11 protein-coding genes are annotated in these 19,186 nt (G+C 51.0%); 7 read left to right on the top strand and 4 right to left on the bottom strand.

Annotated elements, in window-relative coordinates:
• The first annotated feature begins 82 nt into the window (after positions 1 to 82).
• The 3 genes from J3P34_RS18100 to J3P34_RS18090 all read left to right on the top strand — a co-directional run bounded on the left by J3P34_RS18100 (position 83) and on the right by J3P34_RS18090 (position 7,987).
• Positions 83 to 1,630, top strand: a complete 1,548-nt coding sequence (locus J3P34_RS18100; RefSeq protein ID WP_210490011.1) for a glucuronyl esterase domain-containing protein — start codon at positions 83 to 85, stop codon at positions 1,628 to 1,630.
• 94 nt (positions 1,631 to 1,724) lie between these two features.
• Complete coding sequence (locus J3P34_RS18095; protein ID WP_210490010.1) at positions 1,725 to 2,960, top strand: serine hydrolase domain-containing protein; 1,236 nt, start codon at positions 1,725 to 1,727, stop codon at positions 2,958 to 2,960.
• Positions 2,961 to 3,223: 263 nt separating this feature from the next.
• Positions 3,224 to 7,987 carry a T9SS type A sorting domain-containing protein gene (locus tag J3P34_RS18090; protein ID WP_210490009.1) on the top strand — a complete coding sequence of 1,588 codons (4,764 nt, stop codon included), beginning with the start codon at positions 3,224 to 3,226 and terminating at the stop codon, positions 7,985 to 7,987.
• A gap of 8 nt (positions 7,988 to 7,995) precedes the next feature.
• On the opposite strand, the gene J3P34_RS18085 is transcribed toward J3P34_RS18090, so the two are convergent.
• Positions 7,996 to 9,036, bottom strand: coding sequence for an LLM class flavin-dependent oxidoreductase (locus J3P34_RS18085; protein ID WP_210490008.1), 1,041 nt, complete (start codon positions 9,034 to 9,036; stop codon positions 7,996 to 7,998).
• Between the two features lie 219 nt (positions 9,037 to 9,255).
• Here J3P34_RS18085 and J3P34_RS18080 point away from each other — a divergent pair, with 219 nt between their 5' ends.
• The 4 genes from J3P34_RS18080 (at position 9,256) to J3P34_RS18065 (ending at position 13,213) form a co-directional block, all read left to right on the top strand.
• Positions 9,256 to 9,843, top strand: a complete 588-nt coding sequence (locus J3P34_RS18080; RefSeq protein ID WP_210462934.1) for a carboxymuconolactone decarboxylase family protein — start codon at positions 9,256 to 9,258, stop codon at positions 9,841 to 9,843.
• 16 nt (positions 9,844 to 9,859) lie between these two features.
• Positions 9,860 to 10,774, top strand: coding sequence for a pirin family protein (locus J3P34_RS18075; RefSeq protein WP_210490006.1), 915 nt, complete (start codon positions 9,860 to 9,862; stop codon positions 10,772 to 10,774).
• Between the two features lie 284 nt (positions 10,775 to 11,058).
• A complete protein-coding gene (locus J3P34_RS18070; RefSeq protein ID WP_210490005.1) occupies positions 11,059 to 11,868 on the top strand; it encodes a helix-turn-helix domain-containing protein in 810 nt (269 codons plus the stop codon).
• A 529-nt stretch (positions 11,869 to 12,397) separates the two neighbouring features.
• Entirely contained in the window at positions 12,398 to 13,213 is an 816-nt protein-coding gene (locus tag J3P34_RS18065) for a hypothetical protein (RefSeq protein WP_210490003.1), read from the top strand.
• Positions 13,214 to 13,294: 81 nt separating this feature from the next.
• Here J3P34_RS18065 and bglX read toward each other — a convergent pair whose 3' ends face one another.
• The 3 genes from bglX to J3P34_RS18050 all read right to left on the bottom strand — a co-directional run bounded on the left by bglX (position 13,295) and on the right by J3P34_RS18050 (position 18,988).
• Positions 13,295 to 15,535: a beta-glucosidase BglX gene (gene bglX / locus J3P34_RS18060; protein ID WP_210490002.1), complete on the bottom strand. Its 2,241-nt coding sequence runs from the start codon at positions 15,533 to 15,535 to the stop codon at positions 13,295 to 13,297.
• Positions 15,536 to 15,933: 398 nt separating this feature from the next.
• Positions 15,934 to 17,412, bottom strand: coding sequence for a glycoside hydrolase family 30 protein (locus J3P34_RS18055; protein WP_210490001.1), 1,479 nt, complete (start codon positions 17,410 to 17,412; stop codon positions 15,934 to 15,936).
• A 142-nt stretch (positions 17,413 to 17,554) separates the two neighbouring features.
• On the bottom strand, positions 17,555 to 18,988 hold the full coding sequence (locus J3P34_RS18050) for a glycoside hydrolase family 30 protein (RefSeq protein ID WP_210490000.1): 1,434 nt from the start codon (positions 18,986 to 18,988) through the stop codon (positions 17,555 to 17,557).
• Positions 18,989 to 19,186: the final 198 nt, after the last annotated feature.

Raw genomic sequence — 19,186 nt, 5'->3', positions numbered from 1 at the left:
ATAAAAATAACCCGGATGGTAGACAACTTCTTCTACCATCCGGGTTATTTTAATATTTATCTTAAGGCACCAATAGGTCATTATGAAAAAACTATTCTATCTCCTGCTTGCCTTCACTGTTTCCTCTGCCTCGGCGCAGCAGGCGTCCACCGGAACAGCCGCCAACCATCCTGCCCCGGTCAACTTCACCGCCGAGCAGGACCACCAGCACATGATGAAGCAGCTGGGCATCAAGGCGCTTCGGCCGGGACCCAGCGGGGATGAGAAGGCACCTAATGCGGCCAACTACGATGAAGCCAAGGCCAACCCCTACCCTAACCTGCCTGAGCTGCTCACCCTTAAGAACGGCAAGAAGGTGACCACCCCGGCCATGTGGTGGAACCAGCGTCGGCCCGAGATAGTGGAGGATTTTGAGCGGGAGATTTTTGGCCGAATTCCTAAAAACGTGCCCAAAGTAACCTGGAAGACCCTGATCTCGGAGCGGGAGATGGTGGGCTGGATTCCGGTGAACGCGAAGCAACTGGTGGGCCAGGTAGACAATTCCCAGTACCCGGCGCTGGAGGTGAATATCGCCATGACGGTGGTGACGCCTGCCAACGCCAAGGGTCCCGTGCCGGTTTTGATGATGTTCAGCCGCAGTGCTCTGCCCGCCCCGGCGCAGCCGCCCAAAGAAAGCCTGGAGAAGATCAATGCCGCCATGAAGGAACTGCTGATAAAACAGGATCCTTCGCTGAAGACGGTATTTGAGCAATATCCCGCCTTTAACCCCATTACCTCCCAAACACCTACGTTTAGCCCGCCCCAAGCCGGCGATCCGCCCACCACGCAACAGTTACTGGCGGCTGGTTGGGGTTACGTACTGATTGAACCCGGCAGCATCCAGGCCGATAACGGTGCCGGTCTCACCAAGGGCATCATTGGCCTGGTGAACAAAGGCCAGCCGCGCAAGCCGGACGATTGGGGTGCCCTGCGGGCCTGGGCATGGGGTGCCTCCCGCGGGCTGGATTACCTGGAGACCGATCCGGCAGTAGACGCCAAGCGGGTGGGCATAGAAGGCGTGTCAAGGTTCGGAAAGGCGGCTTTGGTGGCACAGGCCTTTGACCAGCGCTTTGCCGTGGGCCTCATCGGGTCTTCCGGCGAGGGCGGGGCCAAGCTGCACCGCCGCAACTTCGGCGAAGCCGTGGAAAGCCTCACCAGCAGCGGCGAATACCACTGGATGGCCGGCAACTTCTTGAAATACGGCGCCTCGGAGGCTACCTTCGGAAGCAAGACCGCCAATGACCTGCCGGTAGACGCGCACCAACTCATCGCCCTCTGCGCCCCCAGACCCACGTTTATCAGCTATGGCATCCCCGAGCAGGGCGATGCAAAATGGCTGGACCAGCAGGGCAGCTACATGGCCACGGTAGCGGCCGGACCGGTCTACAAATTACTAGGCGCTAGAGACCTAGGCGTGGGATTTGACAACAAATCGGCCAAAATGCCTGGCGTAAACGTGAGCCTACTGGACGGCGAGCTGGCCTGGCGCCAGCATGACGGCGGCCACACCGATGCCCCTAACATCAAGTACTTCATTCCCTGGGCCGATAAGCTGTTGAAGCAGAAGGCCGCCGTTGGCACCAGCCGTTAACCAGATTTCTGCGCCGCCACCCTGGGCTTTTTGGGGAAAATTTTCTTAAGTTGTCTTATCTTTAAAGCTGGTATTTGTGTTGGTAGTTTCTGGTATGACCTTTCTTAGAGCAAAATCGCTGTTTTTGGGCTGTCTCACGGCCGCTGTGTGCTGTCTGTTTCTCTCTGGTTGTGAGAAATCGGGGAAGAAGCGTCAACTGTGGGGCGGAGACGAGGAAGAAAAGCTGCAGGTGGCCATTCCGGCCTCGTTCACGGCCGACAGTATCCAGAAGCTGACCGTGAAGCTAGATTCCGTTTTCAGGCACTTTCACAAAAAACGGGGCTTTAACGGCACGGTGCTGGTGACCAAATATGACAAGGTCATCTACAAAAACGCCTTCGGCTTAGCCGATTTTTTCAAGAAAGACTCGCTCACCGTGGAGACCGCTTTCCAGCTGGCCTCGGTGTCCAAGCAGTTCACGGCCATGGCCATTATGATGCTCAAAGAAGAGGGCGAGCTCAACTATGAGGACAGCGTGCAGCAGTACCTCCCCGATTTTCCCTACCACGGCATCACCATCCGGCAGTTGCTCACCCACCAGAGCGGCCTGTCTAACTACACTTATTTCAGCGATAAGCTGTGGCCCAACCGCAACAAGAACCTCACCAACGAGGACGTGATTCAGTTGATGGTGACGCACCGCCCCCAGCCGTACTATCCGCCTAACACCCATTTTGACTACAGCAATACCGGCTACAGCCTGCTGGCCTCCATTGTGGAGAAAGTATCTGAGAAGCCTTTCGCCGAGTTCCTGCGCGAGCGCATCTTTGACCCGCTGGAGATGAAGCACACCTTCACCTACAGCCCAGACTTGCTTACCCTCACCGGCAAAATTGCCACCGGCCACACCCGCTTCCGGCAGAAACGCACCACCGATTACCTGGACACCGTACTGGGCGACAAAGGCGTGTACTCTACTGTGGAGGACCTCTACAAATGGGACCAGGCCCTGTACACCCAGAAACTGGTGAAGCACGAGACTTTGGCAGAAGCGTTTACCGGCGGTATCCTGCACAAAAAGAAAAACCAAACCGAGGATTACGGCTTCGGCTGGCGCATCCGTCCGCTGGAGAACGGCGATACCGCCGTATACCACGGTGGCCTGTGGCACGGTTTCTCTACCTATTTCCTCCGGAACCCCAAAGAACACAGCGCCCTCATCATCCTCAGCAACCTGCCCAACGGCAGCTTCAGCTACCTGCAGGACCTCCGCAAATTCCTCTATCCCGCCCACCCGGACAGTGTCGCGCATAAAGAGCAGAAACTGGCGGTTCGCGGACGGAGAAGGTAGTAGAACTGAATGAACTTAATCATTTGTCTTATGTCCGTTCACGGATAAAGTATTTTTCGACTTCAAAACGGTGCTTATTGCCTTGGCTTAAACATCACTAAATTTTTATTCAAATCCCAAAGCTATAAATCCAGAGGGGCTACCAATTATTGGTAGCCCCTCTGGATTTATAGCTTTTAACAAAGAAATAGCTTCTATATAATATAAATTCTTTATATATAGTATTATAAATATTTTATACAAAATATTACTCCTAATTCTATATGAATAGAACTCTATTACTGTTTCTATACTTATTTACAACTTATTTATCTTATGCTCAATCTGCCTCTTCAACTGGATCTTTGAATAAGGGAAGAACAGATCATGAATCTCAGCTTCTTCCAAATGGGAATGTAATAGCATTTGGCGGCAATAATCATGATGTTCAAAACTTTCAAAGGCTTTCTTCAGCAGAAATTTATAATCCGGTTACAAAGGTTTGGGAGTTAACTGATCATCTGCAAACAGAAAGGGACAATTTCACATCTGTCCTATTGAATGACGGCAATGTATTAGCCATTGGTGGGATGAATCAAAAGGAGGAGCCTCTTGCCAGTTGTGAATTGTACAATCTTACAACGGGTAAATGGCAGGCAACCGGTAAAATGGGAACCCCTAGGGCACAACATTTATCTGCTAAACTTAACGATGGCAAAATATTAGTTGCAGGAGGTTTACTGGGTAAAACCACTGAGATTTTTGATCCGGTTACAAACACTTGGTCGTACGTAGGCGAAATGGCCGTAGAACATGGAGGTGGAATGTCGCTTACCTTGTTGGACAATGGCAAAGTGTTTGCGCTTGGCGGAACTTTAAACCCCAGCAAGGCAGAAATTTTTGACCCAGCCACTTCAGAATGGACTCTATTGTCTGTTTTTACGCCACAAACGTACCTCTTCCATTCTGTAATCAAACTTACGTCAGGGAACTTATTGATAGTTGGCTCACAGTCTTCTAAAGCAACAGAGAACCTCAACTCTGTTTTATATGACCCTTCTGGTAACTACTTCTCTTCAACAGGTAACCTGGTAACCCCCGTTGGCAAAGTCTCTATGGTTTTATTAGATGATGGAAAAGTAATGCTTTACAGCATTGGGGACTTTTTTTCACCAACAGACACAAAATGCATTCAGGTTTATGACCCAAACACCGGTAAATGGACCGTACAGCCCTATTCTTTTATAGGAAATAATTCGTCTACCGCTCACTTACTGCATGACGGGAAAGTTCTATTTATTGGGGGGCAATGGACAACCGGGAACGGAGCTTCAAACAGTTGTTTGCTGGTTAACCAAAATTTCAATCCTGAATGCAGTCCTCCTAATTTGAACCTTCTTGTGAATGGAAGTAAAGGATGCAATGGGAACCAGGCTTCTATTACTATGCCTATATCTGAGAGCGGCATCTATTATGAAGCTTATGTTGGTGATACCCGTCTCACCAACTCGTTAGGGTACTCTGGTGGTGAATCCATCACTTTGTTCTTACACCAAAGCTTTTTAGCCCCCGGAAAGAACGTTATAAAAATTAAGGCTATAAAATATGGGTGTCCTAATAGGGCCTACTACCAAAGCTATTTTCTAAAGGATACAGCCATCGTTGATGTTCAGATACCTGCTGTATTCAAACCAATCATTAAAGCAAATGGGCCAACAGTATTTTGCCAAGGGGAAAAAGTTGAGCTACAAGGCCCTAGTGGCATGTCTGGTTACTTATGGAGTACTGGACAAACCTCAGAAAAAATAACCGTGACAACTGCTGGTTTCTACCGCTTAAGGATCAAAGATGCATCAGGTTGCTTTTCAGATTACTCAGCCCCAATTAAAGTATCTACCACTTTGGCTAACGCTGGAATTGCCGAGTCCTTCTGTGTAAATCAATCTGCTATTACCTTAACTGGCTTTTCTCCATTAGGCGGTACATGGTCAGGACCCGGAGTAAGTGCTGATGGTGTTCTGACACCTGCCTTGGCTGGCGAAGGCCAACACACGCTTAAGTATACGGTGTGCGGTCTCTCCGCTACTAAGTCTATCTCTGTCCTACCCAAGCCAAAAGCACCCGATTTTAATTTCTATGTTAAAAACGATAATGTCTGTTATAATGAAAGCACCGGGGTAACGGTATACAATCACAAAGGAGGGAAATTTGACATATGGAAGGGTGGCAAATTTTACCACTCCTTTTCCTCCTATAGTATCTATGGCAGTGGCTTTGACACAGGTCCCATTACAGAAGATACTCAATTTTTAATCAAAAGTATTAGTAGTACAGAATGCGGCTCAGACACTCTTACCAAATCATTTACTATACATGTTGTCACCAAACTGAATCTTACGGTTGGCACATCTACTCCTTTTGTATGTAAAAAATCTGAAGGAGAAGTATATATAATCAAATCTCAACTCGGTTTTCAATATCAAATGAAAGTAGGGAACAAGCCTATGGGCCTCCCTAAAGCAGGCAATAATGACACTTTATTCTTTGCTACTGGTCCTCTTCTGCAAACCACTACCTTCTCCTTTGAAATCACCAACACATACTGCCCAACTACTCTGCAGCAGACTGCCACTATTGAAGTGTCTGGTCCTTCTGCTCATTTTACCGTCTCTACTTACAATCCAGAAATAGGCGAAGAAGTAAAAATAATTAATACCTCTCATAATGATGGAAAAGTATACCAGTGGACCTTTGGGCCTAACGCATCTTCAAAAGGTTCTAGCCTTGAAAACCCTCCTTCACTTGTCTTTGATAAAGTGGGTTCTTCTTTTATAAAGCTGGTTTGTACAGGGGCAGAAGGCTGCCAGGATTCTTTACTGATCAAAATCAACGTAATTCCCAAAGTAGAGGAGAACACGATAAATCAGACCATTAGCGCTTCAACTAGTCCTGTCTATGCCATAGCAACCACTAAAGACGCAGCAGGCAATAACTACACGCTATTACAGGGTTTTACTAAAGTATATAACTATAGCCACTCAGGAGACAGCCTGCATGTGGATCATCCGTATTTTGACGCTTTCCATGAAGCCTCTTTTGGCTACGTGAAATTTCAATTAGTCAAATACAATATAAAAGGCACAATTGTCTGGGCCAATACCATCTACACCCAGTCTGAAATTGGAAGTGCTGAACTAAAGGTTGATTCATTAGGCAATATCTACATCGCTTACTTTCATTCTGATTATATAGACAGTGTGAACGTTGTCTCCACCGATGGGAGTATTACCAGCTTCAAACCCCCACATGACGGAAGCAATAATACAGCAGTTGTTATTCTTAAGTATGATAAAATAGGATTGCTACAGTGGCACAGCAGTTATTTGGAGTCGTATTTAAATGACAGAACCAGAATAACCTTAGACAAAGACCTTAACATCTATGTAAGCAGCTTTAGTAAGTTATACAAATTCGACCAAAACGGAACTTCTCAGTGGATGGTTAATCTAGGTTACAATGATGATGGGTATACCGATCTGAAAATTGATTCCAAGGGGAACGTACTGGGATTAAGACATAAACAATTGAAAGTAGACACCTATAACAATGCGGGCCAACTCATAGCAAGTACACAAGAACCCGTAAGCGCTGGCGCCTCCTTCCAAATGGTTCCTGCACAATTGAGAATTGATGCTCTAGACAACCTCTATATTTCAGGAATATTCTCTGGAGACTTCATTTTTAACAATCAACATTTTAAAAGTGCCACCAACTCTACCTATGACAAAAAAGATGTCTTCCTTCTTAAACTGAACAAACAAGGAGCACAGATATGGGCGAAGCACTTCAGATCTTCTGCCACTGTCGCTCTGCGCGGCTTTGACTTACGGGAAGACAAACTCGTCTTTATTGGCCAAGGAAGGAGCGGTTCCACCATTTATTACAACAATACTTCTGCCCCAGGTGTGTTTCTTAAGGAAATCCGGTTTAACCAAGAAGGAATCTATATTGGTGTTACAGACACTACCCAAACAGGAGAAATAAAGTTGGGCAAAATAGAAACAAATGAACCAACCAGTAACATATACCGCTACAGTTCTTCAGTTTCCTTTTTCAAGAACTCTATAAAAGCAAAACTAGGCTTTCATCTTTTAGGTAAGAGTGCCACCATAATGGGGAAAAATATTTCTATCATCCCGTTGTATGACTCACAATTACCAGAGGAAATAATAAGGGAAGAGCAGACCTCCTTTATTAACTTTGAATTACCCTTAGATTATTTGATTATCGCTACTCCTCCAGTGGCACAATTTAGTTTATCCGGATCACTGTGTTTGGGCTCTCCTATTGCATTCACAGACAATTCCCTTCCTTTTGCCACCTCTTGGAACTGGTCTTTCCCTGGAGGCAATCCTTCCTCTTCAACAGTACAAAACCCTATTGTCATTTATGAAACTCCTGGCACTTACTCTGTAACTCTAACGGTCTCTAACACTTTAGGAACGGGAACTCCAACTACGCAGTTAATTAGGTTAAATAATCCCCCAAAAGTGACCCTAGCCCCATTCTCTTCAATATGCCTAGGGCAACCAAATGTTTTCCTAACAGGAGGGCTTCCCCTAGGTGGAACTTATAGTGGCCCTGGAGTAATAGACGGGACTTTTCATACTGAAATAGCTGGCTTAGGTACTCATAAAATAACCTACACTTACACAGATGCAACCGGTTGCCAACAAAAGGCTGATAGAGATTTAGTGGTAAGTGTCTGCACTGGCATAGAAGACGAGGTCGGCATAAGATCCGGAATTTCCATCTATCCTAATCCTACTTCTGGCAAGCTCATCCTTGAATTTGATCTTGTAAAAAACCAGGCCTTTGAATATTCAGTGTATGATGCTACCGGGAAAGTAGTTATACAAAAGCGCGCTTCTTTTTATCCCGATGGTAGAAAAGAGATTAACTTAGGCCATCTCGCAAAGGGCATTTATCATTTGCAGGTAATCACAAAAGACAAAAAAACTATTCAGAAGAATATAGTAGTACAATAATTTAGAATTTAAAACTTCTTTCCAATCGCCTTCTTCACCGCCGGGGCCACCACTGTCCCCAATAATTCAATAGCATGCATCACCTGCGCGTGCGGCAGGGTGCCCACGCTGATGTGTAGCAGGAAGCGGGTGTTGCCAAACAGTTCGTGCTCCCAGAGGATCTTGTCTATGACTTGTTGCGGACTGCCTACGAGCAAAGAACCGCCAGGACCGCGCATGAGATCATACTGTTCGCGGGTCATGCCAGACCAGCCGCGCTCCCGGCCAATTTTGCCCATGACGTAGGCGTAAGGTCCGTAGAACTCATCGGCGGCTTTCTGTGAATCATCCGCGAGGTAGCCGTGCGAGTTAATGGCAAGCTGTAGTTTGTCCACGTTGTAACCAGACTGCAGGTAGGCTTTCTTATACAGATCAGTGAACGGCACAAAGCGCTCTGGCATGCCACCAATGATGGCCAGCGCCATGGGTAAACCGTGGGTGGCAGCCCGCACCACCGATTCTGGGGTACCGCCCACCGCCACCCAGATGGGCAGTTCCTGCTGATAAGGTCTGGGGTACACGCCCAGATCATCTATAGCCGCCCGGTGCTTGCCAGACCAGGTGACCTTTTCGCTTTTGTTCAGTTTAATGAGCAGGTCCAGCTTCTCAGAGAACAGCGTATTGTAATCCTGCAGATCATACCCGAAAAGCGGAAAAGACTCAATAAACGAACCCCGGCCGGCAATGATCTCCGCGCGGCCCTCTGAGAGCAGGTCTACGTGCGCGAAATCCTGGAAGACCCTCACCGGGTCATCGGAGCTGAGGACTGTGACGGCGCTGGATAGCTTGATGTTCTTGGTTTTCACCGCGGCTGCGGCCAGCACTACGGCGGGCGAGGAGACTATAAAATCGGGGCGGTGGTGTTCACCGATGGAGAAGACATCCAACCCCACCTGATCGGCGAGTTCAATCTCTTCCATGAGGTTGCGCATGCGCTCGTGCGGCGGCAGCAATTTGCCGGTAGCGGGGTCTGGGGTGTTCTCTACGAAGGTGGTGATGCCTATTTCCATAGCCAATGTTACGATGTCTTTGGAATAAGGGAAAGAAAAAAGCACCGGGAACAGCGCTGCACCCGCTATCCTTGGGGTAAGTACCTGTTGGTAAGATGCTGATTTAAGGCTATATTCATGAAACCGCCCCCAAAACAGAAAGCACGCAGAATACAAATACAGCCCCGTAGGAAATTCTTCAGCCCATTAAGAACAGACTGAACCAAAAACATTAAACCTATGACCTACATTAAAACGGGCGTAAACCAACCCGGCATTGTGGAACTGCTCTTTTACAAAGGCCCTACGGGCAAGGCTTTGTCTAACCTGGCGCACACGCTCCTGCACGGTCCGTCTACCCTCACCTCGGCGGAGCGGGAGCTCATTGCGGCCTACGTTTCTAAGCTGAACAACTGCGAGTACTGCCACCAATCGCATGCGGCGGCGGCCAACGTGCATTTCAGAGACACCGGCGAGACCGTGCGCTGCGCGGTTGAGAACAAAGACACCGCCCCTATCTCGGAGAAGATGAAGGCGCTGCTGGTCATTGCCGGAAAGGTACAGCAGAGCGGGAAAGCGGTCCGGCCCGAAGACATAGAGCAGGCCAAAGCCAGGGGCGCCTCAGACGAGGAAATCCACGACACCGTACTCATTGCCGCCGCTTTCTGCATGTACAACCGCTACGTAGACGGCTTGGGCACGAACGTGGCCGCAAAAGAAGCTTACCCTGAAATGGGCATTCGGCTGGCGAAGAAGGGCTACAAGTACCCGCCCTTGTTTTTGCGCAAGGCCATTGTCTGGATGATGAACAGGAAAAGCCAGAAGTGAACCCATACCATAGATCATGCTGGACATTGTAATTGAAGCCCGCAAAGCCTCCCTGGCGCCGGGCATGGACGTACGCCGCATCCTTCCCTTTCGGCTCCGCCGGATGGTGGGGCCCTTCATCTTCATGGACCATGCCGGTCCGGTAGATTTGCAGCCGCCCTTAACGCAGAACCTGGATGTTTTGCCGCACCCGCATATTGGCCTGTCTACCGTGAGCTACCTGTTTGGCGGTCAGGTCACCCACCGCGACAGCTTGGGAGTGGAGCAGGTCATCAGGCCCGGAGAGGTAAACTGGATGACGGCCGGCAGCGGCATCGCGCATTCTGAGCGCTTTGAGGACCCCGCTACTCTGGCCGGCGGTCAACTGGAAATGATCCAGACCTGGGTGGCCCTGCCCGAGAAAGACGAAGAAGCCGCGCCCTCCTTTGACAACTACAAACCAGAGCAACTGCCTATCTTCACCGATACCGGCGTCTGGATGCGCCTCATCGCCGGAGATGCTTTCGGGCTGCGGAACGGGGTTAAGACGCACTCTCCGCTCTTTTACCTGCACGTGGTCCTGGACCAAGGCGCGCGTTTCGGGTTGCCGAAGGAACATGCAGAGCGGGGTATCTACATCGCCAAAGGCAGTCTGGAGGTCTCCGGCCGCACCTACACCGTGGGTCAGATGCTGGTCTTCACCAAGGGTGTAGATCCTATTATGCTGGCCAAAGAACCCACCACGCTCATGCTGCTGGGCGGCGAGCCCCTGGGCGAAAGGTTTATCTGGTGGAATTTCGTGTCTAGCCGGAAAGACCGCATTGAGCAGGCCAAAGCAGATTGGAAAGAAGGTCGCATTCTGCTCCCGCCCACCGATAACGCCGAGTTCATACCGCTACCCGAGGACAAGTCCAAACCCGCCGGCAGCCCCGCTCCGGAGGCCCTTTCCTGAAAACAGGCCAAAAACAGAATCCTCCTTTGAAATCCTTCTGAAGAAAAATAGCACGTTTTAAGGCCGTTTTATGAAAATAGCCTTAAAACGTGTACTTTAGTTGAGCTATCCCCCTTGACTTTAGATGTTTACGCATGTGAAAATCTTCCACTGGACCAATTCCCAGCCTGAAAGAGAAGAGTCAAGCGCTCCCGGCAACGCTACTTTCAGGTAGTTTGCGGCAAGCCGATGTTTGCCCCCGATGGATGATTCAACAGGCAACTGAAGTCATTTAAGGAAGGAGCATGGAGGTAGAAATACAACGGCATACCGCTACGGCCGCCCTACAGCCTTTTATTGCCCAGTATTGGTCGGGCGCGTTCAGGGGTAAATCCATGGCGATGCTCAGGCAGAAAGTTCTTCCCTCAGGGTATATTGAATTGGTCTTGCACCTGCCCAAAGCGCGTGGCACCCTGAAGGGAAAACCTCCACAGACTTCCAGCAACGCTTTTTCTTTCTTTGGTTTCTGGACCGTGCCTTACGTGCTGCAGTTCAGGAACGAGGTGGAGACTTTCGGGATCTGTTTCAAGCCCGAGGCATTACACGCGGTTTTCGGGGTGGCGGCCGCTACGCTGCTCAACTGCCCGGCCAACCTGGAAGAAGTGCTGGGCGCCTCCTTTTCTTCCTTCTGCCGCAAGCTAGGGCAACTCAAGACCTTTGAGGAACGGGTAAACGCCGCCGACGCCTATTTCCTGAAACAAGTACCGGCCACAGATGCGCCTCCGTCCTTTGTGCAGCTAGCCGCCAACCTCATCCGCTGCCAGGAAGGTGGTACCTCAGTTGAGCGCCTAAGCCACGAGGTCTGCATCGGGATGCGGCAACTGGAGCGGGAGTTCAAGAACAAGCTGGGCCTTAGCCCCAAAACCTACATGCGTATCTTGCGCCTGAACAAAGTCCTGCAGCTCATCACCCAAAACCCCTCCCTCAGCCTGGCGCAGCTTTCCTACCTGGGCGGCTACGCAGACCAGGCCCACTTCAACCGCGACTTCAAACAAATCACCGGCGAGCTTCCTTCGGTTTACCTGGCAGAACAGGAGAACTTTCTTACCTTTTAAGCACACTCCTATTCTGCCCCTTTTCTGTGAAGTGCCCAGGTTCTGGTCAAAACTGTTTTCCTGCCAGAATCATAAAAACAGGCAGTAAACATAATGTCGGATTTTTACAAGACTCTGACACTCTCCAAGATTACCTTTGGCGCCATGCCTTGTTGAATTGCCCTCAGCAAAGGCACCGCAAAGTATCTATTGAAGTTGTTCTGTGCCTGCCGAAGGTATTTACCTGCAGTCACACACCGGGATCATGCATTTGCTGCAGCCCTTTGCCCGGGCTTGCAGCCGTAACTGAATAAGGAACTGCTTTATTCAACCTAGGCTGGGGCCTGCCTTCTGTTCTATCTGCCTCAGTACGAACACAACCTTACTACCTGCCAGAGCGTCCCCCTCTGCTTTAAAACAGTAAGCATCTCCTCCTCTTCTCCGTCAGAAGAGCCCTTTCCTATTCTCTACTCCTTCTTAACCGTGCCGCTACCTGGGCACGGCGTCTGATGTTCTGTTCAGCTTTACACTCACCTAATTAACCAACTTGATGAAAAATTCAATACTTCTGGGAATCTGCCGCCCAATGGCATCTTTCCTCTTCCTGTTATTCTTCCTGATCAGCTGCGAAAGCCCTGAGGATGTACAACCCAGTAGCATGCTATCCAAAGACCGGAAAGGCAGTTCATCTAACATCATCTATGGACGAACCATGGACTTATGGGGAGGCACGGCCCGCGTATGGGTAGAGCGGGTGCAGGGCAAACCAACCGCCATCGGGATAGAGTTGTCAGCGGATGCGCTGGAGAACCTGCCGCATGAGGTACAGGAGATTGCCTTACCATTGCCGGGCCCGCTGCATGCCACCGGATACAAGACCATTATGATAGGCTGGAACCCAGAAGGACATGAACCAGAAGGCGTGTATACCCTTCCGCATTTTGATTTCCACTTTTACATGATCACCGAAGGGCAGATCCACCGGATTATGGGTGGGATTGACCCAGGCGGGTATGACTTACTGGCCAGAGGCGTCTTCCCTGATGTGTATACCTTCGGGCCGGTTCCGTTTGCTGTTCCTCACATGGGTCTGCACTGGAGTGACATTACTTCTCCGGAGTTCTCGCCTGCCGGTTTCAGCAAGACCTTCATCTATGGTTCCAACAAAGACAAAGTCACTTTCCTTGAGCCCATGATCACCCTGGCGTATCTGCAGAGCCTGGCCCCGGGCACCTCCGTGGAAAGCCCGGTTCGGCAATTACTCATCCATGATACCCCAGCCTACTATCCTACCTCCTACACCATTACCCGCACCAGCGACTCTTACATCATCGCCCTTACAGATCTGGTGTGGAGACATAAGTAGGCCTCTCCCCTATAAAAAATCCCTGCCACCTCTATCAAAGGAGATAGAAGCGGCAGGGATTTTCTTTTGATGGGCGCAGTTTTACTTCAGCTCAAAGGTTTGCTGCAGTTTGATGTTATCTGAGGCCGTGCCAATCATGAGTTGGAACTGGCCGGGTTGGGTGATCCACTCCAGGTTATCGTTGTAGAAAGAGAGTTTCTCAGTATCAATGGTGAAGGTGATGGTTTTGCTCTCGCCTGGTTTCAGGGCTACTTTCTCAAAACCTTTAAGTTCCTTCACCGGACGAACGGGTTGGGCTACCACATCGCGCAGATAAAACTGGGCTACTTCTTCGCCGGCTACTTTGCCGGAGTTGGTGAGCGTGAACGAGGCCGTGATGGTTTCGCCTTTGCCCATGGCTGGTTTGCTCAATACCAGGTTGCTGTAGGTAAACGTGGTGTAGCTTAACCCATGCCCGAAGGCGTATTGCGGGCTTTTCACCATGTCTATGTAGCCGGAGCGGTAGTTCGTATCCTGGTCGTTCTGGCTCGGGCGACCGGTGTTATAGTAGTTGTAGTAAATCGGAATCTGGCCTTCGGAGCGCGGGAACGTCATAGGCAGTTTCCCGGACGGATTATATTTGCCATACAGCACATCAGCGATGGCGTTTCCGGCCTGGCTGCCCAGCCACCAGGTGTAGGCAATGGTAGGCACATTCTTAGCAGTCCAGTCAAACACCAGCGGACGACCGGCCATGATGAGTACCACCACCGGTTTGCCCGTAGCCTGAATGGCTTTGATGAGTTCTTCCTGTACACCGGGCAGGTGGATGTTGGCGCGGCTCTTGGCCTCACCGCTCATATTGGCCTGTTCTCCTACTGCCATTACCACTACATCGGCTTGCCTTGCTACGGCTAAAGCTTCCGCGAAACCGGATCTGGAAGTATCCTGCACTTCGCAGCCTTTGGCGTAAAGCAATTTGGTTTTTCCGGCCTGGTTCTGCAAACCTTCGTACAGCGACACCAGTTTGTCTTCTTTGCCCCAGTCAATAGACCAGAAGCCCTGCATGTCTTTCTCGGCTTTCGCCAACGGCCCTATGACCGCCACCGATTTCAGGTCTTTGGAGAGCGGCAGTACCTGGCCTTCGTTTTTCAGGAGCACGATGCTTTTGCGGGCCACGTCGCGGGCGGCTTCCAGGTGCTCTGGTTTGTTCAGGGTTTTCTTCTCGCGCTTCTCGTCGCTGAAGCGGTACGGGTCATCGAACAGGCCCAACTCAAACTTCTTGCGGAGGATGCGGCGAACGGCATCGTTGATGAGTTCTTCCTTTACCTTTCCTTCGCGCACCAATTGGGGCAGGCTGCTGATGTAGCTACGGCTTTCCATGTCCATGTCGCTGCCAGCATTCAGGGCCACCTCGGCGGCGTGCTTGTTGTCCTGTACGAAGCCGTGGGCGATCATCTCGCCAATGGAACCCCAGTCACTCACCACAAAGCCCTGGAACTTCCATTGGCCTTTGAGGATATCGCGCTGCAGGTAGCTGCTGCCGGTGGCCGGAATCCCGTTGATATCATTGAACGAGTTCATAAACGTAGCTACGCCTGCATCCAGAGCGGCTTTGAACGGGGGCAGGTACACTTCATGCAAGGTGCGCAAACTCATCTCTACGCTGTTGTAATCCCGACCACCGATGGCTGCACCGTACGCCGCGAAGTGCTTCGCGCAGGCCATCACGGCATCCACGTTGCCCAGACCTTCGCCCTGGAAACCTTTCACGCGGGCTCTGGCGATAAGTGAACCCAGGTAGGGGTCTTCGCCGGCGCCTTCCATCACGCGGCCCCAACGCGGGTCACGCCCGATGTCCACCATAGGCGCAAACGTCCAATGGAGGCCAGACGCGGCGGCCTCGGCAGCCGCAATGCGGGAACCTTGCTCAATGGCTTTCAGGTCCCAACTGGCGGCCTCGGCCAATGGAATAGGAAAGGTCACGCGGTAGCCATGGATCACATCCTGCCCAAACAACAGCGGAATCTTGAGCCTGGACTGCATGGCGGCATCCTGCAGGGCGCGGGTGAATTTCACGCCGCGCACGTTCAGCATGGAGCCGATCTTGCCCTGCTTTACATCGGTTACTTTATCGCCGGATGCCGTGATGGGCCCGGTGGCATCCTGGTCGCCGGTGTACTGGTTCAGTTGCCCTACTTTTTCCTCCAGGGTCATTTTCTGGAGCAGGTCGTTCACCCGTTGGTCAATGTTGGCGGTATTCACCTTAGCGGGTTTCTTCTGCGCCATGGCGCCGGAGCTGAGCAGCACCGCCAAAGCCAGAGAAGAGAGTTTTAGTTTCATTGGTTTAATGTTATATGCTTTGATGTTCTTTTAGAAAGCTTGATTGTATAAGTAGAAAAATTGGTTGTTTTAGCCGATTAAATAAGCATTCCGTCCCCCTTTGAAGGGGGTAGGGGGATGATTACTCGTGCTGATTACACGCATTCCCGAGCATAATGTAGGGGCAATCCCTTGTGGTTGCCCTTATATGAGGTGCGCAACTGCTTTTAGTAAAAGCTATTGGTTCCTGACGCGGCCTTGTCATCCCCCTACCACCTTCAAAGGGGGACATTCAGCAAGAGTAAGTGAAGATCATCACCTTCCGTTTTCAACCTGTTTTCTTAAAAACGGCCCTAAAAAAGGCAGACGCAAGTTTGCACCTGCGTCTGTCCCAAAAAAGTAAATCCTGAAATAATTAATTACAGCACCAGCGTAGCGATGGAGTGCGGCAGGCTCTTGGCATCGGCGGCTTTGCCGTTTATCCAGAGCTTGTAGTCCAGCGGCTTGTCGGTGGTGTTGAGCACGATCACGGCTACCTTTCCGTCTGGGTTCAGGAAGGCGGTGGTTTGCAGGGCATCGCGGTTTGAGGAGCTGATGATGCGCTTGGCACCCGGCTTCACGAACTTGGAGAAATGGCCCAGGTAGTAGTAGCTGTTAGTATAAAGCACTTTGCCGTTGCGGGTATCAGCGTGAATTGGCGCGAAGCAGAAGTTGCCCACGTGGTTAGGGCCGCCTTTCTCGTCCAGCACCATGTTCCAGTCGGTCCAGGCGGCGGTTCCGGCGTTGAAGTCGTTCACCATAGAGTAGCCGTAACGCTCGCCCAAGGCCCAGTCGTTGATGCGGTTGAAGTCAAATTTCTCAATGCAGCCCTCGGTGAAGATCAGGTTGGTCTCCGGGAAGGTCTCTTTCACCTTGCGCAGGTTGTCAAACAGCATGTCAGAGCCGGTCCAGGTCTCGTACCAGTGGTAGCCAATGCCCCACACGTATTTAGCGGCCTCCGGGTCGTTCAGGACGGTGCTAGCGCGTTGGTAGATCAAATCACGGTTGTGGTCCCAGGCAATCAGCTTTTTGTCTTTCATGCCACTTTTGTGCAGCGTAGGCCCTAAGTATTCCTTGATGAAATCACGCTCTTCCTCGCCGGTGAAAATGCACGACTCCCAGGTTTGTTTCGCCATGGGTTCGTTCTGCACGCTCAGGCCCCAAATAGGAATGCCCGCCTGCTCATACGAGTTGATGAACTTGATGTAGTAGTTCGCCCAGTTCTGACGGTACTCCGGCAACAGTTTCCCGCCGCGCAGCATGGTTTTGGTGTCTTTCATCCAGGCCGGAGGACTCCACGGGCTCACGTACATGGTCAGTTTGCCGCCTGCGGCCTGAATAGCCTGCTTGATGAACGGAATGCGGTACTGCTCATCGTGCTTCACGCTGAAGGTCTTCAGCTCCTTGTCGTTGTCCTCCACGTAAGTGTACGAGCCGCTGGAGAAGTCAGAGCTGTGGATGGTGGTTCTGCCCAAGGTGTACCCGATGCCGTTGGTAGGGTCATAGTACGCCTTCATGATCTCCTGCTGCTTGTCCTTCGGCAGTTTGGCGAAGGTCTCGGCCGTGGCATCGGTGATGGCGCCCCCAATTCCCACCATCGTCTGGAAGGTCTTGCTGGGGTCTACGAACACGCACACCTGCGTCTCCAGTGGCTGCCCGAAGTCCTGGAACCGCAGCGTTCCGTTCTGCGACAAGCGCAAATCGGTGTCTTTGGCCGTGGTGTACACCGTCACCGAACGATTGTCTACCTGAAAGGTATTGTTGCTGGTTTTGCTTTGGCTTGTTTTCACCTGCGAGCAGGAAAACGCTACACCCGCGGCCAGCAAAGTAAGGGATGCTAGGGATTGTATTTTCTTCATTTTGGAATGAGTGATTGAATGATTGAGAGAATGAGTGAATAGAAGCTGTTGTACTGCGAAGGTAAAACTGTTTTGGGCATGTTTTTCTTAAATCAACCCGAAAACAGTTTTACTCCAGCCGCTGCTCACTCCTTCTAGAAATTTACCACACGTAGGTACCTACCGCACCGGCGTTCAAGGTAGCCGCAACAGTTTTGCCCTTGTGTCTGATGTTGAAAGTCTGCGTAGTTTCCCCGTTGTTCAGCACAATGACCACACGTTCGCCTTTGGGCGTTTTGAAGGCCACGTTCGGCAAGTTAGTAGGCACGTTGGACGCGATTCGCACTGAACCCGGACGCACAAACTTAGAGGCATGGGCGATGACGTAGTAGGCCGGATTGCGGATGACCGTGTCCCCATCGATTGTCAGGGCACCTAAGCACTCGGTGCAACCACCGGGCGTGTGCGGTTTCTGCTGCGGATCAGCGGCCAGGTTCCACTCCAGCACGTTGCGGGACCAGTTGCGGGGAGCGCCTATGATGAGTTCACGCACGTGCCATTTCAAGTCGCCGGGGAACTTGCCGGGAGCACCAATCCACTGCTCGGTGAAGTACACGTTCTTGTCCGGGTGCGCATTGTGCACCTCAGACATGGCCTCAATCTTGCCGCCGTACAGGTGAAACGCTGAGCCATCAATGTATTTCTTCGCCTCGGGATCGTTCAGAATAGTGATAGGGTAATCCGGACGATCCAGGTTGTGGTCGTAGACGATGATTTTGGTTTTTACGTTCGCTTTCTGAAAAGCAGGACCTAAATGGTTCTTCACGAACACCGCCTGGTCCGGCGCCAGCATCAACAAACTGGGGTTGTTGCCCGGGTGCAGCGGCTCATTCTGCACCGTGATGGCATCGATGGTGATGCCTTCTTTGGCCATTTCCTGCACGTACTTCACGAAATATTTCGCATAAGCATCGTACCACTCCGGCTTCAGGGAACCACCTTTGGAGTTGTTGTTCGTCTTCATCCAGGTAGGCGGTGACCACGGCGAGCCCAGGATCATGATTTTGGGGTTAATGGCCAGAATCTCCTTTAAAACCGGAATCAGGAACTCACGGTCCGGCGCCAGGCTGAACTTCTCCAGGTTGGGATCGGTCTGGCCTTCGGGCAGGTCGTTGTAAGAGAACACCTTCTCGTCCAGGTCAGACGCCCCGATGCTCACGCGCAGGTAACTCACGCCAATATTGTTTCCGTCCGTTGCGAAGAGCTCTTTCAGAATCGCCGCCCGCGCTGCCGGAGTCATTTTGTGCAGGTGGTACGCGCTGCCGCCGGTCAAGGTATAGCCAAAACCGTCTATGGTCTGGAACGTCTGCTGGTCATCAATGTCAATGACGGAGGAAGTCGTAGCTGCCGCATCTGTAAACGCCAACGGCTGCGCCTGCTTCTGGAACAGCGAAGATTTATCAGCAGTTGTCAACCAAAGATCGGCCTCGTTCTTGGAGAAAAGGTTTTTGTTGGAGGTACAGCCCACCGCACCGCCCAAACAAAGCCCACTGATGAGGAGGGTGTGTACCCACTGTTTTTTGAGGGAATGAATCATGAAAAGGTATTAAAATGATATTGGCTCAGTAGAGTTAGCGTAGGTCTCGAAGACGAATCCTCGTCATCCCCATGCATCACTCCCATTAACCACTTCCCTTTTTGCCATCTTGGAAAGATAATAGCGTCTAAGAAAGGGCTACCTAGTTCGCTCACAAGATCCTTTCAGGATGACAAAGGGGTGGAGAATCGCTTTAGA

Source organism: Rufibacter aurantiacus, from assembly GCF_017916345.1.
In the GTDB taxonomy this organism is placed as follows: domain Bacteria; phylum Bacteroidota; class Bacteroidia; order Cytophagales; family Hymenobacteraceae; genus Nibribacter; species Nibribacter roseolus.
This window is presented reverse-complemented; position numbering and strand designations above follow the sequence as displayed.

Bases quoted from the DNA above. Each gene is read 5' to 3' on its own strand.
- J3P34_RS18100 (WP_210490011.1), top strand. From the start codon at position 83: ATGAAAAAACTATTCTATCTCCTGCTTGCCTTCACTGTTTCCTCTGCC.
- J3P34_RS18095 (WP_210490010.1), top strand. From the start codon at position 1,725: ATGACCTTTCTTAGAGCAAAATCGCTGTTTTTGGGCTGTCTCACGGCC.
- J3P34_RS18090 (WP_210490009.1), top strand. From the start codon at position 3,224: ATGAATAGAACTCTATTACTGTTTCTATACTTATTTACAACTTATTTA.
- J3P34_RS18085 (WP_210490008.1), bottom strand. From the start codon at position 9,036: ATGGAAATAGGCATCACCACCTTCGTAGAGAACACCCCAGACCCCGCT.
- J3P34_RS18080 (WP_210462934.1), top strand. From the start codon at position 9,256: ATGACCTACATTAAAACGGGCGTAAACCAACCCGGCATTGTGGAACTG.
- J3P34_RS18075 (WP_210490006.1), top strand. From the start codon at position 9,860: ATGCTGGACATTGTAATTGAAGCCCGCAAAGCCTCCCTGGCGCCGGGC.
- J3P34_RS18070 (WP_210490005.1), top strand. From the start codon at position 11,059: ATGGAGGTAGAAATACAACGGCATACCGCTACGGCCGCCCTACAGCCT.
- J3P34_RS18065 (WP_210490003.1), top strand. From the start codon at position 12,398: ATGAAAAATTCAATACTTCTGGGAATCTGCCGCCCAATGGCATCTTTC.
- bglX (WP_210490002.1), bottom strand. From the start codon at position 15,535: ATGAAACTAAAACTCTCTTCTCTGGCTTTGGCGGTGCTGCTCAGCTCC.
- J3P34_RS18055 (WP_210490001.1), bottom strand. From the start codon at position 17,412: ATGAAGAAAATACAATCCCTAGCATCCCTTACTTTGCTGGCCGCGGGT.
- J3P34_RS18050 (WP_210490000.1), bottom strand. From the start codon at position 18,988: ATGATTCATTCCCTCAAAAAACAGTGGGTACACACCCTCCTCATCAGT.